Here is a 15597-nt window from a genome sequence, read left to right as displayed (position 1 = left end):
GAGAGACCGATAGACTTTGGAACCGGAAAGGATGCGTGGATCACGATGAAACCCGTATTTCCCCGACCGGCCGGGGACTCCAAGACCCGGCCGGCGGGACGCCCCGCCTCTTTGCGGCAGCTCGTCTCGGCTGCGCTTCGCCTGCCCGCCCTCCTTCGCGGGCTCCGACTGCGCCGGTTCCGGCTGCCGCGGCTTGCCGTGTTCGTCCGCTTTGCCGCGGCGCCCGCTCCGGCAAGCGGGACCGCCGTGTGGCGGGTCCGCCGTACTCCCCCGCTGCCGGCCGTGTGTCTCGGCTTGGCCCTGTTCGCCGCCCTTGGCGTGATGGCGGCGGGGCTCCTCAGCCACCGCGGCGGCGAGGCGCAGCCGCAGGAGACGGTCCGGCCGGGCGCGGCGGCAACGGGGCTTCCTCTTCCAGCCGCCACCGCCGGGCAACCGGGCGGGGCGGCTGTTCAGGTTCCTGCGGCAAGCGCGGCTCCGCTCGCCGGCAAGCTGTCGCTGGTCGTGCCGGTCTACCTGGCCCGAACGGAGACCGTGCAGCGCCTTCCCCTGGAGGACTATGTGCTCGGGGTGGTGGCGGCGGAAATGCCGGCCGACTTCGCGCCCGAGGCGCTGAAGGCGCAGGCGCTGGCCGCCCGCACCTATATCGTCCGCCGCTACCTGGACGGCGATTTCAGCGGCGTGCCCGACAAGACGGCCTGGGTGACCGATACGGTCCAACACCAGGCGTTTCTCACCGATGCCCAGCTGCGCAAGAGCTGGGGCGCCGAATATGCCGCCAATCGGGCCAAGCTGGCGCGGGCGGTAGAGGAGACGGCGGGCGTTATCCTTACGTATGGCGGCAAGCCGATCAACGCCGTGTTCTTCTCCTCCGGCAACGGCTACACGGAGAACGCCGAGGACTACTGGAACGTCTCGGAGCCGTACCTGCGCAGCGTGCCCAGTCCGTGGGACAAGGACGCGCCCGGCTACGAGACGACCGTGACCATCAGCAAAAAGCAGCTCGTCCGGAAGCTGGGGCTCTCCGGCAAGCTGAGCGCGAATGCCGCCGCTTCCGGCATGCGGATTACCGCCAGGACGGAGGGCCATCGCGTGGCCGAGGTCCAGATCGGCGATGCCTCCTTCAGCGGCCGGGAAATCCGCGAGAAGCTGGGGCTCCGCTCCTCCTCCTTTGAATGGAAGGTGAAGGGCAGCCAGATCGAGTTCACCACCTTCGGCAACGGCCACGGCGTCGGCATGAGCCAGTGGGGAGCGGAGGGCATGGCCCGGGAGGGAAAATCGGCGGAGGACATCGTCCGCTACTATTATCGGGGAGTTCGGCTGCAGAATGCGGGCCTTTTGTTGGGAGATAAACGGTAGAGTAAGCAGACGCTGGGCTGAGCATTTGAGGAGAGATTGAGCTTTATAGGACAGGTTGAGCCCTGATTATTAAGGCATCGCCGAAAATGACCTCATAGCGTGAAACAATTAAAACACCTTCAAGAACAGGCGTCCATGTCGTAGGATATGGAGGACAAACTTGGAGGTGTTATGCGTTAGAAACAAGGGTGAGTTAGCCGTTTCATCCGAGCGCATTGTCTCCAACATAAGCTGCCGGGGTGTGTGCTTATCGCCATTTGGAAAAGGGTCAATTATCTTCGTTGATTTCCATGGTCAGTTTATCCATCAGCCCCACCTTCTCGGAATCCACCAGAAAATAGAGATACTCGTTTTTCTTGTAGGAGAGCTGGTCGGGTTCATAGAGGTCTCCATTGATCCGGATCCGAATCTCCGGAGACTCGGCTTGGGTGACAACCCCGCCCCAAAGCGACCTGCTTGTGGTGCCGCCGTTGACCACCATAGGGTAGAGCAGCTTGGCAGAATCCCGCGGACCGGTCACCGAGCCGACAACCTCGACATACGTCTTCCAACCGAACGGACTTCGCTTCCGCAGGACAAGAAAGCCCATTTGTTTCTCTTTTTCTTTTACATAGAAATAGACGTGGAAAATCCCGATTGTCCGGGTAAGCTTGACCGAATCTTGGGATAGGCCATGACGCATCAGGATTCTGGAGACCGAATAATGGAGGTACACCGATCTCCCTCCAGCAAACAGAACGGCAATGGTCAAGATAAGGATCAGAATCCTTCGCATCATTCAAATCTCCTCTTTCCCGCATTCTCTCTGAGTACCCGTTCTATTCAAGCCTTCCAATCAAAACATGCAGTCACCCATATTCTACCTGATCCGTTCCAAATGGGTTACCCTTTCTCTCCAGCTCTTTCTTCCTTGGCGGGAAGGGGCCAACACTTTTTTCTCCAACCCTATCACCTCGCGTATAAAAGCTTTCATTCTGGCAAGAATGAGGGATGAGGTGATGATCCTATGAAAGAAGAAAACAAAAACTTGCAAGAAGCTCCTCAAACTGTAGAGGAGCGGCAAACCGCCAAACCCGCCGGCGCCTGGAAAAGGCTGCTCAGCAAGAAATGGGCCTATCCGGCGATCTACATGGCAGCGGCGGCTATTATCTTTTCGTTAATGTGGTGGTATCAGGGATCGGTCAGCGACAAGCTGGCCGGGTCGGATACGACCGCCGGGGCGGCCGTCAGCCAGACGGACAATGCCAAGACGTCGGCTCCCGACGATGCCGTGCCCGCCAACGCCGCAGTCGCCGAAGAGATGCAGTGGCCGGTAACCGACCACACCGCGCTCGACATCGTGTCCAACTACTACGACAAGAACGCCAGCGCCGAAGACAAAGCGGCCGCTATGCTGCAGGTGGAGGATCAGTTCATCCCGCAAACCGGGATCGCCCTCGCCCGCGAAGACGAGCAGACCTTCGACGTCCTCGCCGCCAAGAGCGGCAAGGTGACTGCGGTAGACAAGCAGCCGCTGACCGGGCAGCTCGTGGAAATCACGCATCCCGACGGCCTCGTCACCGTCTACCAGAGCCTGGACAACGTCAAGGTGAAGGTTGGAGCCGAAGTAAAGAAGGGCGACGTGATCGCCCAAGCCGGACGCAACGAACTGGAGAAGGACGAAGGCGTGCACCTGCACTTCGAAATCCGCCAGGGCGAAACCACGCTGAATCCGACGGACGTATTGCCGAAATAATCGGCGGGGCCGACAGGCCGAACCGATAGCGCCGCTCGCGGGCCGATGCCCCCGGGCGGTTTTTTTCTATTTGGGGCAGCAGTGGCGGCCATGAGGAGCAAACCAGGCAGCAAATGGAACAATTTTTCGGGCGAAGGATCATTATTTAGGGTTTGCTTGCATTCGAAACCGGTTTCGTATTAACTAGAAAGGTAAGAATCAAACCGGATGGCTTCCTTATAAGGAGAATGATCATGACTCAGACGAAGATTTTCGTCACCGCCAAGGATACCGGCGAGCGTTGGAGCGAACAGGCTCCGCCTAAGCAAGCGGAGCGAACGGCCGGCGAGCGGGCCGACCTGGAGCTGGCTCCGGACCAAACCTATCAGACGATCCTCGGCTTCGGCGGCGCGTTCACCGAGGCAGCGGCGTATACCCTATCCCGGGTTAGCCCGGAAAACCGCGCGGAAGCAATCCGCCGCTATTTCGACCCCGTGGAAGGGCTGGGCTACACCCTGGGGCGGGTGCACATTCACAGCTGCGACTTCGCCCTCGGCAATTATACCTATATCGACGATTACGATACCGAGCTGAAGAGCTTTGACATCGCCCACGACCGGGAGCTGATCCTCCCGCTGATCCAAGACGCGGCCAAGGTCAAGGGCAGTCCGATTCAACTGCTCGCCTCTCCCTGGAGCCCGCCCGCCTGGATGAAGACGAACGGAGAGATGAACAACGGCGGCCAGCTGAAGCCGGAATACGCCGACGTTTGGGCACTCTACTATACCAAATTCGTCCGCGCCTACGAGGCGGAGGGCGTTCCGATCTGGGCGCTCACCGTCCAGAACGAGCCGGCTGCCGTCCAGGTGTGGGACTCCTGCATCTACAGCGCCGCCGAAGAGCGCGACTTTGTCAAAAATCACCTCGGCCCGACGCTTCACCGCGAAGGCCTTGAGGATATCAAGCTGCTGATCCTCGACCACAACCGCGACCTGCTCGTCGAGCGCGCGTCCACCGTGTTCAGCGATCCGGAAGCGGCCCGGTATGTCTGGGGGACCGGCTTCCATTGGTATGTGAGCGAGGACTTCGCCGCCGTCGGCCAGACGCATGATCTGTTTCCGGAGAAGCACCTGCTGTTCACCGAGGGCTGCCAGGAAGGCGGCGTGAAGCTGGGTGAATGGTTTACCGGCGAACGCTACGGCCGCAACATGATCGGCGACCTGAACAACTGGTGCGAGGGCTATCTCGACTGGAACCTCGTGCTGGACGAAACCGGCGGCCCCAATCATGTGGGCAACCTGTGCGACGCGCCGATCATCGCCGACACCCGTACGGATACGCTCCACTATAACAGCTCGTACTACTACATCGGCCACTTTAGCCGGCATATCCAGCCGGGAGCCGTCCGCATCGGCCTCATGAACGCCCATGCCGCTGTGCAGGCGGTTGCTTTCCGCAATCCCGACGGAACGATTGCGGCCGTGGTCCAGAACGAAACCGACGAGCCCCATCCCCTGTCGCTCGGAATCGGCGGCACGATGCTGGCCCAGGAGCTGCCGGCGCATTCCATCGCCACCTTCGTCCTCGCCGACTGAACCACTCTTACTGAAAATCTGACCTCCGGAGGCTGAACGAGCATGGGTCATTATTCGTTCGAGCAAGATACGTTTGTCATCGAGAACTACCCGGAAGCGAAGCCGTTCGCCAGCTTCCTGCCGGGCCTCGCGGGCCTGAAGGGCATCCCGATGTGGACCTTCTACGTCAACCGCGGCCAGGCGATCAGCGGCTTTGGCATCCGCGACAAGAATAGCCCGATCATGGAGTTTTCCCCTGCGGCCATTGCTTACAAAACGGTGTCGGCCAGCGGCTTCCGCACCTTCCTGAAGCTCGAAGACGGCGAGCTCTACGAGCCGTTCCAGACGGCGCGCCCCGATCCGGACGCGCGGCGGACGATGCGGGTGAGGGCCAACGAGATCTCCCTCGAGGAAACGCACCGCCGGCTCGGCCTGACGGTGAAGGTCGTCTATTTCCAAGTGCCCGGCGAAGACTTTGCCGCCCTGGTGCGCCAGGTTACCGTCATCAACGAGTCCGGAAGCGAGCGGAGCTTCGAGCTGCTCGACGGACTGCCGGAAATTCTCCCGTACGGCGTGGAGAACGGCGGCTTCAAGGAAGTCGGCCACCTGCTGCGCAGCTGGATGGAGGTCGGCAACCGGGAGAACCGCATTCCTTTCTATAAGGTGCGGTCCAGCACGGGGGATGAAGCCGAGGTCAGCGAAGTGGTGAGCGGCCACTTCTACCTGAGCTTCTCGGATGAAGAGGAGCTGCTCTCGCCGATCGTCGACCCGGACCTCGTCTTCGGGGACAACACGTCGCTGGCGTTTCCCGATGTCTTCGCCGCGCAGCCCGTTGCCGAGCTGACCGAGAGGCCCCAATACGCCTACAACAAAATCCCCTGCGGCTTCACGGGCAAAGCCGTCCGGCTTGCCGCCGGAGCGGCCGCCAACGTGTACACGTTCATCGGCCATGTATCGCGCGCGGAGCGGATCAACGCCCAGGCGTCCCGGCTGGTGTCCGCCGCCTATGTCCGCGCGAAGCGCGCGGAAGCGAACCGGCTCGTCGCCGAGCTGACCGACGACATCGCCACCCGCACCGGCAAGCCGCTCGTCGACGCTTACGCCCGCCAATGCTACCTGGATAACCTGCTGCGCGGCGGCTATCCGTTCCTGTTCGGCGGCAAGGACGGCGAGGAGCCGAAGGTGGTTCATCTCTATTCGCGCAAGCACGGCGACCTGGAGCGCGATTACAACTTCTTCTCGATCCTGCCGGAGTTCTATTCCCAAGGCAACGGCAATTTCCGCGACGCCAACCAGAACCGGCGGAACGACGTGTTCTTCCATCCGGAAGTCGGCACGTTCAACATCCGCATGTTCTTCAGCTTGATGCAAGCCGACGGCTATAACCCGCTTGGCGTGGAGGGCACCAGCTTCGCGGTGCCGGCCTCGCGGTCGGAGGAGCTTGCGCAGCGCCTAAAGGAGACCGTGGACGGCAGCCGCGAGGAGCTTGCCGCGCTGGTCGGCAAGGCCTTCACGCCCGGCAAAGTCATCGGGTTCCTCGCCGACCGCGGTATCCGGCTGTCGGTAAGCGACGAGGAATTCCTGAACCGGCTGCTCGGCCTATCCGATCAGCGGATCGAGGCCAACTTCGGCGAAGGCTATTGGTCCGATCACTGGACCTACAACATGGACCTGATCGACGCCTATCTGGCGATCTACCCCGACCGCAAGGAAGCGCTGTTGTTCGGCGAGCGGAGCTACACCTTCTTCGACAGTCCGGTTCGCGTGCTGCCGCGCAGCGAGAAGTACGTGCTGAAGGACGGCAAGGTTCGCCAGTACGGGGCCATCGTCCATGACGAGGAGAAGATGCAGAAGCTGGGCATCGGCCTCAAGGGAACGCACTGGCTGAAGACCGCACACGGCCTCGGAGAAGTCTATGCGACCGACCTGACCGTGAAGCTTCTGTCGCTTGGCTTGACCAAGTTCGCCACGCTCGATCCCTACGGCATGGGCATCGAGATGGAAGCCAACAAGCCGGGCTGGAACGATGCCATGAACGGCCTGCCGGGCATCGTCGGCTCGGGGATGAGCGAGACCTTCGAGCTGAAGCGGCTGCTCACCTTCCTGGCCGAAGCCTGCGGAGAATTCCCGGAGCGCGCCGTGCGCGTGCCGGTGGAGATCCTGGCCTTCCTGCGCACGGTCTCCGCTCTCGCGGACGACCGGCTGGCAGGCAGCCTGGACCCCTTCGCCTACTGGGATAAGGTGGCAGGCGCGCGGGAAGCGTACCGGGAGACGATCCGCTTCGGCCTCTCCGGCGCAGAGGAAGAGCTCGCTCTGGCCGAGCTCGGCGGCATCGGCCGCCGCTTCCTACAGGTGATCGAGCTCGGCATCGAGCGCGCGACCGCCATGGGCGGCGGACTGGTTCCCACCTACTTCCGCTTCGAGGCGACGCGGTTCGAGCCCGTGCTGGATGCGAACGGCCAACCGGCCAAGACGCATTACGGTCTGCCGAAGGTCCTCGTGCGCGAGTTCCGCGGCGAAGCGCTCCCGCATTTCCTGGAGGGCCCGGCCCGCGCCCTCAAAACCGTGGCGAGCCCGGAAGAAGCGCGCGCCATTCATTCCAAGATCAAGCAGTCCGAGCTGTACGACCCGGTGCTCCGGATGTTCAAGACCTCGGTCAGCCTGGAGAACGAATCGCATGAAATCGGCCGCATCCGCGCCTTTACCGCCGGCTGGCTGGAGCGGGAGTCCGTCTTCATGCACATGTCCTACAAATATGTGCTGGAGCTGCTGAAGAGCGGCTTGTACGAAGAATGCGAGGAAGAGATGCAGCGCTCGCTCGTTCCCTTCATGGACCCGGCCGTCTATGGCCGCAGCACGCTGGAGAACTCGTCGTTCATCGCGACGGCCGTCAATCCCGACCCGCATGTGGTCGGCCGCGGCTTCTATGCCCGGCTCAGCGGCTCCACCGCCGAATTCCTGAGCATGTGGATCGGCATGATGGCGGGCGCCAAGCCGTTTGCCTGGGAGAACGGCGAGCTGCGGCTGCAGCTTCGTCCGGTACTGCCTTCCTGGCTGTTCGACGAAGCAGGGTCGGTGGCTTTCCGCTTCCTGGGACACACCGAAGTGACCTACCGCAATCCGGGCAAAGCCTCCACCTACGGGGAGAATGCCGCTGCCGTGCGTTCCCTGCGGCTGACGGCGAAGGACGGAAGCGAGCTTACGGTCGACGGTCCGGCGGTTTCCGGCGCTTGGGCGGAGAAGGTTCGCCGCGGAGGTGTCCGCTCCATCGAAGTGCAGCTCGCTTAAATTTCCGGCATCCGGGCTTAGGACGGCACCCGTCAACGAAATCGGTTTCCTCTTAGGCCCGGAAACCTGAAATAATGATCCTCCATATAAAATTCCGGTCCTATTCATATGGACCAAAAGGCAATAAACTAGAGATAGAAAGGGCTTTCATCACAGGATAGGAGAAATCGGAGGTGCTGCCGGCTATGAGCTCCACAGTCGGAATCGAAGCTGCAAACACAGAGAGGAAGCCGGTTAAAAAAGCCGGTAAATGGAAGAAACTAGCTGGTAAATTGGTTACACAGCGGTATCTGCAAGTGATGGCGCTGCTCGGCGTCGCCTGGATGATCATTTTCAACTACATTCCGATGTACTGGATCACGATCGCCTTCAAGGATTACAATATCATTCCCGGTTCGGTCAGCCCCTGGGTGGGTCTCGAGCATTTTCGCGAATTTTTCAACGACGAGAATCTGGGTTACGTCATTCGCAACACGCTGGGCATCAGCCTGCTGAAGCTGGTCATCGGGTTTCCCCTGCCGATCATCTTCGCCATTCTGCTGAACGAAGTCCGTTCGGTCCTGTTCAAGAAATCGATTCAGACGATCTCCTACCTGCCTCACTTTCTGTCCTGGGTCATCCTGGGGGGGATTCTCGCCAACTGGCTGGCCGACGTCGGGGTAATGAACAAGATTCTGATGTCTCTCGGTTGGATTCATCAGCCGATCTCTTATCTGGCGGAACCGAAATATTTCTGGACAATCGTCGTCGCCTCGGATATCTGGAAGGAGCTTGGCTGGTCCGCGATCATCTACCTGGCGGCGATCTCCAGCATCTCTCCCGAGCTGTACGAAGCGGCTACCATCGACGGAGCCGGCCGCTTTCAGAAAATCTTCAGCATCACCCTTCCTTCGATCAAGGGAACGATCTCGATCCTGTTTATTCTGGCCGTCAGCGGCATGCTCAACTCGAACTTTGACCAAATCCTCGTGCTGCGCAACCAGCTGAACGAAGTCCGAAGCACCGTCATCGACTACTATGTCTACCAGGTGGGCATTATCAATTCGCGCTTCTCGTATTCCACAGCGGTGAACCTGATCAAGTCCGTTATTGCCTTCCTCCTGCTGCTCGGCTCCAACGCCGTGACGAAGAAGCTCAACGATACCTCCCTATTCTAGAGAAGAGACGGTGACCGAATATGTTTTCCATGAACCGAAGAACGCGGGGGGAAGTCGTCTTCGACGTCGTGAACAACCTCCTGATGCTGATTGTTTGCTTTCTTACGCTGTACCCGATCTGGTATGTGCTCGTCAATGCCTTCAATGACGGCACGGACGCCATGCGCGGCGGAATTTACTGGTTTCCTCGCATCTTCAGTATCGACAGCTTCCGCACGGTGTTTCACAGCACCGGCATCATGACGGCGATGGGCATCACCGTCGCCAAAACGGTGGTCGGCACCGTATTGCACGTGTTCTTTACGGCGATGGTCGCTTACGCGTTCTCCCGCCGAGAGCTGATCGGCCGCAAGTTCTACATGCTGATCGGTACGATCACGATGTTCTTCGGCGGCGGCCTGATCCCGACCTACCTGCTGATCCGCAACCTGCATCTGATCGACACGTTCTGGGTCTACATCATACCGGCGGCCTTCAGCTTCTGGGACCTGATCATCTTCCTGACCTTCTTCCGGGAAATTCCCGACGGGCTGGAAGAGGCGGCCAAGATCGACGGGGCCAACGACTTCAAGATTTTCTACAAGGTCATCATCCCGGTGTCCATGCCGGTTGTGGCGACGATCGCGCTGTTCCACGGCGTGTATCAATGGAACGATTACTTTACGGGCGTCATCTACATCAACAATATGGATTTGCAGCCGATCCAGACCTTCCTCTATCGCGTGGTGGCCTCTTCCAGCACCGGAGCGAACACGATGATCGCGGCCATGCCGAGCAACGTGTCCCGGGCCGTCACCTCGCAGTCGCTGAAGCTGGCGACGATGGTCGTCACCACGGCGCCGATCGTGTTCGTCTATCCGTTCCTGCAGAAGTACTTCGTCAAAGGCTTCATGATTGGATCGATCAAGGGCTAAGCGCCCTTTGATCGTCCGCCAAATGTAACCGATTACCGATCTTTGTCCAACCGGCGAAGATTGCTAATACATCAATCTCATTCATGAAAAGGGGTAAAAATCAGATGGGCAAAACGCGAAAAATCGCCACTTCCCTGCTGGCGGCGTCCATGGTCTTCTCGCTGGCAGCCTGCTCCGGAGGCAAGAACTCCGAAAGCGCGAGTCCTTCTCCTTCCGACTCGGCGAAGCCGTCCGAATCGGCATCCGCAGCCGCTTCGACCGCACCTTCGGCCAACGCGGACGAACCGGGCTGGAAGAGCGACACGAGTCCGATCACGTTCGACTGGTACCTGAACTTCTCTTGGTTCCCGAACAAGTGGGGCGTCGATCCCACGAGCCAGTACGTGACGAAGAAGACCGGCGTTAACATCAACTTCATCGTCCCGGCCGGCAACGAGAACGAAAAGCTGAACACGATGCTCGCCTCCGGCAAGCTGCCTGACTTCATTACCCTCGGCTGGTGGGAAGACGCCGTCAAGAAGATGATCGAAGGCAAGATGGTTCTGCCGCTGAACGAGCTGGCCAAAGAATACGACCCGTATTTCTTCAAGGTAGCGGACACCGCCAAGATGGGCTGGTACACCCAGCCGGACGGCAACGTCTACGGCTATCCGAACTCTTCGGCTTCCGCGGAGGACTACAAGAAATACGGCGAAAACTTCACCTCCAATCAAACCTTTGAAGTCCGCAAGGACATGTGGGAAGCGATCGGCAAGCCCGATATGAGCACCCCGGAAGGCTTCCTGAACGCCCTGAAGCTGGCGAAGGAAAAATTCCCGACCGTCGACGGCCAACCGCTGATCCCGATCGGCCTGCACGAATTCGGCGAAACCGGCAACACTTCGCTCGAAGGCTACCTGCAGAACTTCCTGGCCATCCCGCAGGAGAAGGACGGCAAGCTGTATGACCGTTCGACCGACCCGGAATACATCAAGTGGCTGAAGGTGTTCCGTCAAGCGAACCAGGACGGCCTGCTCGCCAAGGACATCTTCATCGACAAACGCGCCCAGATGGAAGAGAAGATCGCCCAAGGCCGCTACTTCGCGATGCTGTACCAACGCACCGACTTTGCCAACCAGAACATCTCCCTCTACCAGAAGGACCCGAATAAAGCCTACATCGCCATCGACGGTCCGAAGAATTCGAACGGCGACCAACCGACGCTCGCCGGCCCCAGCATCTCGGGCTGGACGGTCACGCTGATCTCCAAGGACGTCAAGGACAAGAAGCGCGCCATCGAATTCCTGAGCTACCTGATCAGCGAAGAAGGCAACAAGGACCTGTACCTCGGCGAGAAGGGCTTCTCTTACGACACGATCGACGGCAAGGATCAGTTCAAGCCGGAAGCGCTGGAGCTGCTGAACAAAGACCGCTCGGCCTTCGACAAGCAGTTCGGCTCGTCCTTCACCTTCTGGATGATGCAGGACACCAACATGATTCTGCAATGGGCTCCGCCTTCGGTGGAACCGTCCAAACAGCTCGAAGACTGGACGAAGGGCAAGTCCGTCTCCATGTCGCAGTTCGACAACATCGCCCCGACCGGCAACTCGGATGAAGGCGTCGCCAACTCCAAGATGGCTCAGCTGTGGGGCAAAGCGCTGCCGAAGCTCCTGATGGCCAAGTCGGATGCCGACTTCGACAAGATCTGGAGCAAATATCAGGAAGACATCAAGGCCGCAGGCAAAGACAAGGTCGATGCCTACAAGCAAAAGGCCTACGAAGAAAACGTGAAGAAGCTGGGAGCCGGCAAGTAAGCAAACATCCGGTTTCGGTAAGCCTGACCTTAAACTTCGGTTTTCGGTCAGGCTTCTTCCTATGATAAGCTAAGGATAGGGGCCGCCGGCAGAGCGGGCTCCGAGCAAGCACAGGGCGGGGGATTTCGGATGAGGAAGAGACGGTTCCGCATCGGACGAATGGTAGAGTGGATCGACGGGCTGTCCATCCAATTCAAGCTGATCTTTTCGTATGTCATCATCATTCTGGTTCCGATCGTCATCTTCTCCTGGTACCTGTTCAACCAGATGTACACGAGCAAGCTCGCGGATGCAACCCGCAATTCGGAATACCTGCTCGAGACCGAGAAGAACAGCATCATCAACAAAATCGAAAGCATCGAGAACACCACCCAGATTGTCTCGTCCGATAAATTGCTCAAGAAGATGCTTGAAAATACGGCAGTGCCGGAAGTGGACGAACTGCTGGATTTCCGGGAATTTGCTTTTCAGAACCTGCTTAACCTGACGATCAGCAATCCATCGCTGACCATTCGCGTCTTTACCGCCAATCCGAACGTGCCCGAATTCTGGCCGATTATCTTTCAGGAGAAGCGGATTCAGGATAAGCCGTGGCCGGCTCTGGTGAAGAAACAGGCAGAGAACGTCCGGTGGCAGATCGACCAGGACGACAAGGAGCTCACCAAACGCTACGAAGGAAGCGCCACCCGCGAGACGTATGTGATGGCCCTCAGAACGATCCGCAACGACTACAGCGGCAGCATCGGGGTTATGCAACTCAGCGTGCAGATCGAGGATTTTTTCACCAATATTTTCAGCTCGGTGCAGGACCCCAATACCCAGTTGATGGTGATCGACCGGGACGGAAGGGTCTATACCAACAAGCAGTCGCGGTTCTACAACGACATCGGAATCAGCGAGATCAAGAGCCAATTCTCCCGCCACGCCGGAGAAGGGTCCAGCTTCTCGTTTACCTATAACGGCCAGCCGTACCTCTGCATCCAGACCGCCATCGACAAGCTGGATGTCCATGTCTTGAACCTGGTCTCGATGAAGGGGTCGATCTCGCAAATTACGCGCTGGCGCAATACGATCATCGCCGCCACCATCGTCCTGATCGTGCTGCTGTCGCTCATTTCGTATTTTCTCCAATCGATCATTCTGAAGAAGCTCAAGATCCTTCGCGATTCGATGAAGAAGGTCCGCAAGGGGAATTTTCAGGTGGAGATTCCGGTGAACGGCAAGGACGAGGTCGGAGAGCTCGCCAACAATTTCCGCCAGATGATGAAGAAGATGAACGAGCTGATCGTCGAGGCGGTCAACCGGCAGGCTTCGGCCAAGGAAGCGGAGCTGAAGAGTCTGCGCAACCAGATCGATTCGCACTTCCTCTACAACACCCTGGAGAACCTGAAGATGATGGCCGAGATCGAAGGGCAATATATCCTCTCGGACGCGCTGACTTCTCTCGGCGGCATGATGCGGTATAATCTGAGGTGGACGAGCAACCATGTCCGTCTTCAGGAAGAGATCAGCCATATCCAGAACTACATGGCGATCATGAACATCCGTTACAACGACCGGCTGTCGCTCAAGCTGGACATCCCCGCTCCCTTCCTGGAGCAGGAGGTGCTGAAGATGTCGCTGCAGCCGATCGTGGAAAACGCCGTCAAGCACGGCATGAACGCCGAAGGTGCCGAGGATGGGCTGACGGTGACCCTCCGCGCTTACAGCCGGGGCGATCAGATGCTCCTTGAGGTCGAGGACGACGGCACCGGCATGTCGCCCGCCCGGCTGCTCGAGCTCAACCTGATGATCCGCATGGAGGACGCCGAGTATCAAGAGCGGCGCAACCAGCTTCCTCCCTCCGAACGGGAAGGCAGCGGGATCGGGCTGCGCAATGTCGATCAGCGGATCGTCATGTATTACGGCAAGGAATACGGGATTCGCGCGGAGAGCGAGGAAGGGCGCTACACCCGGGTCATCATCACCTTGCCTTATCTCATATTGACCGGAGGAAATCCGCAAGATGCGCAAATTATTGATCGTCGATGATGAACAGAACATTCGGCTGGGCCTTCGGGCGATGATCGAGCGCCAGTTTCCCGGTCAATATGCCTTCTTCCTGGCGGGAGACGGAGAGGAGGCGCTGGCCATCGCCGTCCGCGAGGGCATCGACCTGGTCATCACCGACATCCGCATGCCGGTGATGGACGGCATCAAGCTGATCAACCGGCTCCAGGAATTTCCCGAGAAGCCGGCGGTCGTCATCCTGAGCGGCCACGACGACTTCCAGTATGCGCGGGAGGCCATCCGCAACGAGGTGAAGGAATACCTCCTCAAGCCGATCGTCCGCGAGGAGCTGTTCCAGACGCTGGCGCGGTTGGAGTCGGAACGCAAGCGGCAGGACGAATGGGCGGCGAAATCGCTGTTCTCCGAGCGCATGCGCGAGGATTTTATCGCGAGCGAGTACAACTACGTGCTCATCCATGACCGGATCGGCTCCGGGGAGATTCGCGAGCATCTGGCCCGGGCCGATCAGCATTGGCTCGACGAGGGGTATTATGTCGGCCTGATCAAGATCTCCGAGTCGCGCCAGCCGGATAACCGGATCGAGTACCTGACCAAAGTCGACAGCCTGCTGCAGGACCTGCTGCAGGAAGGCGAGCCGTATACCCGATTTTACGACAAGGACAACCGGCTCATCCTGCTGGCCCGGCGCGAAGAGCTGTTCCGCAAGCTGGCCGCGCAGATTCAGGACCGCAACTTCTTCACGGTCCGCATGGGCTTAAGCGAACGCGCCGCCGGGATGGAGCAGGTCAAGACGGCTTACGGGCAGGCGGGGCAGGCCCTGCATTATTTCCTACTGCAATCCGCGCCGGGCGTTATCGCCTATAGCTCGATCAAGGACCGGGACACCGCCTATACCCTGCCGATCGACGAAATCACGAAGATTTCCAACATGCTCGGCATGGGCCGGGAAGCGGAGATGAAGCGTCTGCTGCTGCATGTGCTCGACATCAAGACCGTCGTCCGCTACGACATCCGCTACCTCGAGGGGATCAGCCGGGCGATCAACGAGCTCATCTTCGACAAGGTTTACCAACTGTACGGAGAGGAATCGATCGAGATTCTGAAGGCTTACCGGGAAGCCGGGAACATCTACAATTTCGACCATTTTCACGACTACTTTCACAGCGTAGAGAATCTTCTGGAGCGCACCGACCAGTATATTCGGCAGATGCGTTCGGCCCACAGCGACCCGAAGGAGATCCAGAAGGCGCTGGATTACATCCACGCCCATTACCAGGACAACCTCAACATGGCGATGGTGTCCAACCATGTCTCGCTGAACTACACGTATTTCAGCCAGGCGTTCAAGGAATACACCGGCGAGAGCTTCGTCGCCTACCTGCGCAAGCTGCGCATCCAGAAGGCCAAGGAGCTGCTCGAGGGAACCGATGACAAGGTCTACGAGATCAGCGCCAAGGTGGGCTTCGAGAACGTCAAGCACTTCACCCGGATCTTCCGGGAAACGGAAGGCGTGACGCCGCTGGAATACCGCGAGCAAAAGCGGTTGATGCCGTAAGCCCGTCCGAGCCTCTCCATCGGCTGATGAAAAGGAGGTGATTCGGTTGATCGTGGCCATTCTCCTGTTCACCCTCCTCAACACGGCGCTTCTGCTTCATCTGCATACCAAGCTGCCCCGGCGCGATTTGGTGGACGAAGCGATGAAGCGGGACGGCATCGGCATGGACAACTAGCTCTGCATGGCAAAAAGCCGCCGAACCCCACTCTGCGCATGGCGCGGTCGGGTCGGCGGCT

General features: G+C 59.2%; 11 protein-coding genes. 10 read left to right on the top strand and 1 reads right to left on the bottom strand.

Going from position 1 to position 15597, the window contains the following annotated elements:
* The first annotated feature begins 45 nt into the window (after positions 1-45).
* Complete coding sequence (gene spoIID, locus ACSEXS_RS20395; RefSeq protein WP_438435097.1) at positions 46-1356, top strand: stage II sporulation protein D; 1311 nt, start codon at positions 46-48, stop codon at positions 1354-1356.
* Positions 1357-1624: 268 nt separating this feature from the next.
* Here the strand turns inward: spoIID and ACSEXS_RS20390 are convergent, their stop codons facing one another.
* A complete protein-coding gene (locus ACSEXS_RS20390; protein WP_438435096.1) occupies positions 1625-2134 on the bottom strand; it encodes a hypothetical protein in 510 nt (169 codons plus the stop codon).
* 228 nt (positions 2135-2362) lie between these two features.
* On the opposite strand from ACSEXS_RS20390, the gene ACSEXS_RS20385 reads away from it, so the two are divergent.
* The 9 genes from ACSEXS_RS20385 to ACSEXS_RS20345 all read left to right on the top strand — a co-directional run bounded on the left by ACSEXS_RS20385 (position 2363) and on the right by ACSEXS_RS20345 (position 15536).
* Positions 2363-3091 carry a peptidoglycan DD-metalloendopeptidase family protein gene (locus ACSEXS_RS20385; RefSeq protein WP_438435095.1) on the top strand — a complete coding sequence of 243 codons (729 nt, stop codon included), beginning with the start codon at positions 2363-2365 and terminating at the stop codon, positions 3089-3091.
* A 233-nt stretch (positions 3092-3324) separates the two neighbouring features.
* On the top strand, positions 3325-4665 hold the full coding sequence (locus ACSEXS_RS20380) for a glycoside hydrolase family 30 protein (protein ID WP_438435094.1): 1341 nt from the start codon (positions 3325-3327) through the stop codon (positions 4663-4665).
* A 42-nt stretch (positions 4666-4707) separates the two neighbouring features.
* Positions 4708-7932 carry a cellobiose phosphorylase gene (locus ACSEXS_RS20375; protein WP_438435093.1) on the top strand — a complete coding sequence of 1075 codons (3225 nt, stop codon included), beginning with the start codon at positions 4708-4710 and terminating at the stop codon, positions 7930-7932.
* A 185-nt stretch (positions 7933-8117) separates the two neighbouring features.
* On the top strand, positions 8118-9089 hold the full coding sequence (locus ACSEXS_RS20370; protein WP_438435092.1) for an ABC transporter permease: 972 nt from the start codon (positions 8118-8120) through the stop codon (positions 9087-9089).
* Positions 9090-9109: 20 nt separating this feature from the next.
* Positions 9110-10003, top strand: coding sequence for a carbohydrate ABC transporter permease (locus tag ACSEXS_RS20365; protein ID WP_438435091.1), 894 nt, complete (start codon positions 9110-9112; stop codon positions 10001-10003).
* Between the two features lie 104 nt (positions 10004-10107).
* Positions 10108-11796 (top strand): type 2 periplasmic-binding domain-containing protein, encoded by a 1689-nt coding sequence (locus ACSEXS_RS20360; RefSeq protein WP_438435090.1) that lies wholly within the window; start codon positions 10108-10110, stop codon positions 11794-11796.
* A 129-nt stretch (positions 11797-11925) separates the two neighbouring features.
* Entirely contained in the window at positions 11926-13827 is a 1902-nt protein-coding gene (locus ACSEXS_RS20355; protein WP_438435089.1) for a cache domain-containing sensor histidine kinase, read from the top strand.
* Positions 13802-15361 (top strand): response regulator, encoded by a 1560-nt coding sequence (locus tag ACSEXS_RS20350; RefSeq protein WP_438435088.1) that lies wholly within the window; start codon positions 13802-13804, stop codon positions 15359-15361. Before ACSEXS_RS20355 ends, ACSEXS_RS20350 begins: the two co-directional genes overlap by 26 nt.
* 46 nt (positions 15362-15407) lie before the next feature.
* Positions 15408-15536, top strand: coding sequence for a hypothetical protein (locus tag ACSEXS_RS20345; protein WP_438435087.1), 129 nt, complete (start codon positions 15408-15410; stop codon positions 15534-15536).
* Positions 15537-15597 lie beyond the last annotated feature (61 nt).

The organism is Gorillibacterium terrae (assembly GCF_051594785.1).
Classification (GTDB): domain Bacteria; phylum Bacillota; class Bacilli; order Paenibacillales; family NBRC-103111; genus Gorillibacterium.
The sequence above is the reverse complement of the archived record's forward strand: the minus strand, read 5'-3'. Positions and strand labels throughout refer to the sequence as shown.

Coding starts and splice junctions, on each gene's coding strand:
- spoIID (WP_438435097.1), top strand. CDS start 46: ATGAAACCCGTATTTCCCCGACCGGCCGGGGACTCCAAGACCCGGCCG.
- ACSEXS_RS20365 (WP_438435091.1), top strand. CDS start 9,110: ATGTTTTCCATGAACCGAAGAACGCGGGGGGAAGTCGTCTTCGACGTC.
- ACSEXS_RS20390 (WP_438435096.1), bottom strand. CDS start 2,134: ATGATGCGAAGGATTCTGATCCTTATCTTGACCATTGCCGTTCTGTTT.
- ACSEXS_RS20375 (WP_438435093.1), top strand. CDS start 4,708: ATGGGTCATTATTCGTTCGAGCAAGATACGTTTGTCATCGAGAACTAC.
- ACSEXS_RS20385 (WP_438435095.1), top strand. CDS start 2,363: ATGAAAGAAGAAAACAAAAACTTGCAAGAAGCTCCTCAAACTGTAGAG.
- ACSEXS_RS20355 (WP_438435089.1), top strand. CDS start 11,926: ATGAGGAAGAGACGGTTCCGCATCGGACGAATGGTAGAGTGGATCGAC.
- ACSEXS_RS20380 (WP_438435094.1), top strand. CDS start 3,325: ATGACTCAGACGAAGATTTTCGTCACCGCCAAGGATACCGGCGAGCGT.
- ACSEXS_RS20370 (WP_438435092.1), top strand. CDS start 8,118: ATGAGCTCCACAGTCGGAATCGAAGCTGCAAACACAGAGAGGAAGCCG.
- ACSEXS_RS20360 (WP_438435090.1), top strand. CDS start 10,108: ATGGGCAAAACGCGAAAAATCGCCACTTCCCTGCTGGCGGCGTCCATG.
- ACSEXS_RS20350 (WP_438435088.1), top strand. CDS start 13,802: ATGCGCAAATTATTGATCGTCGATGATGAACAGAACATTCGGCTGGGC.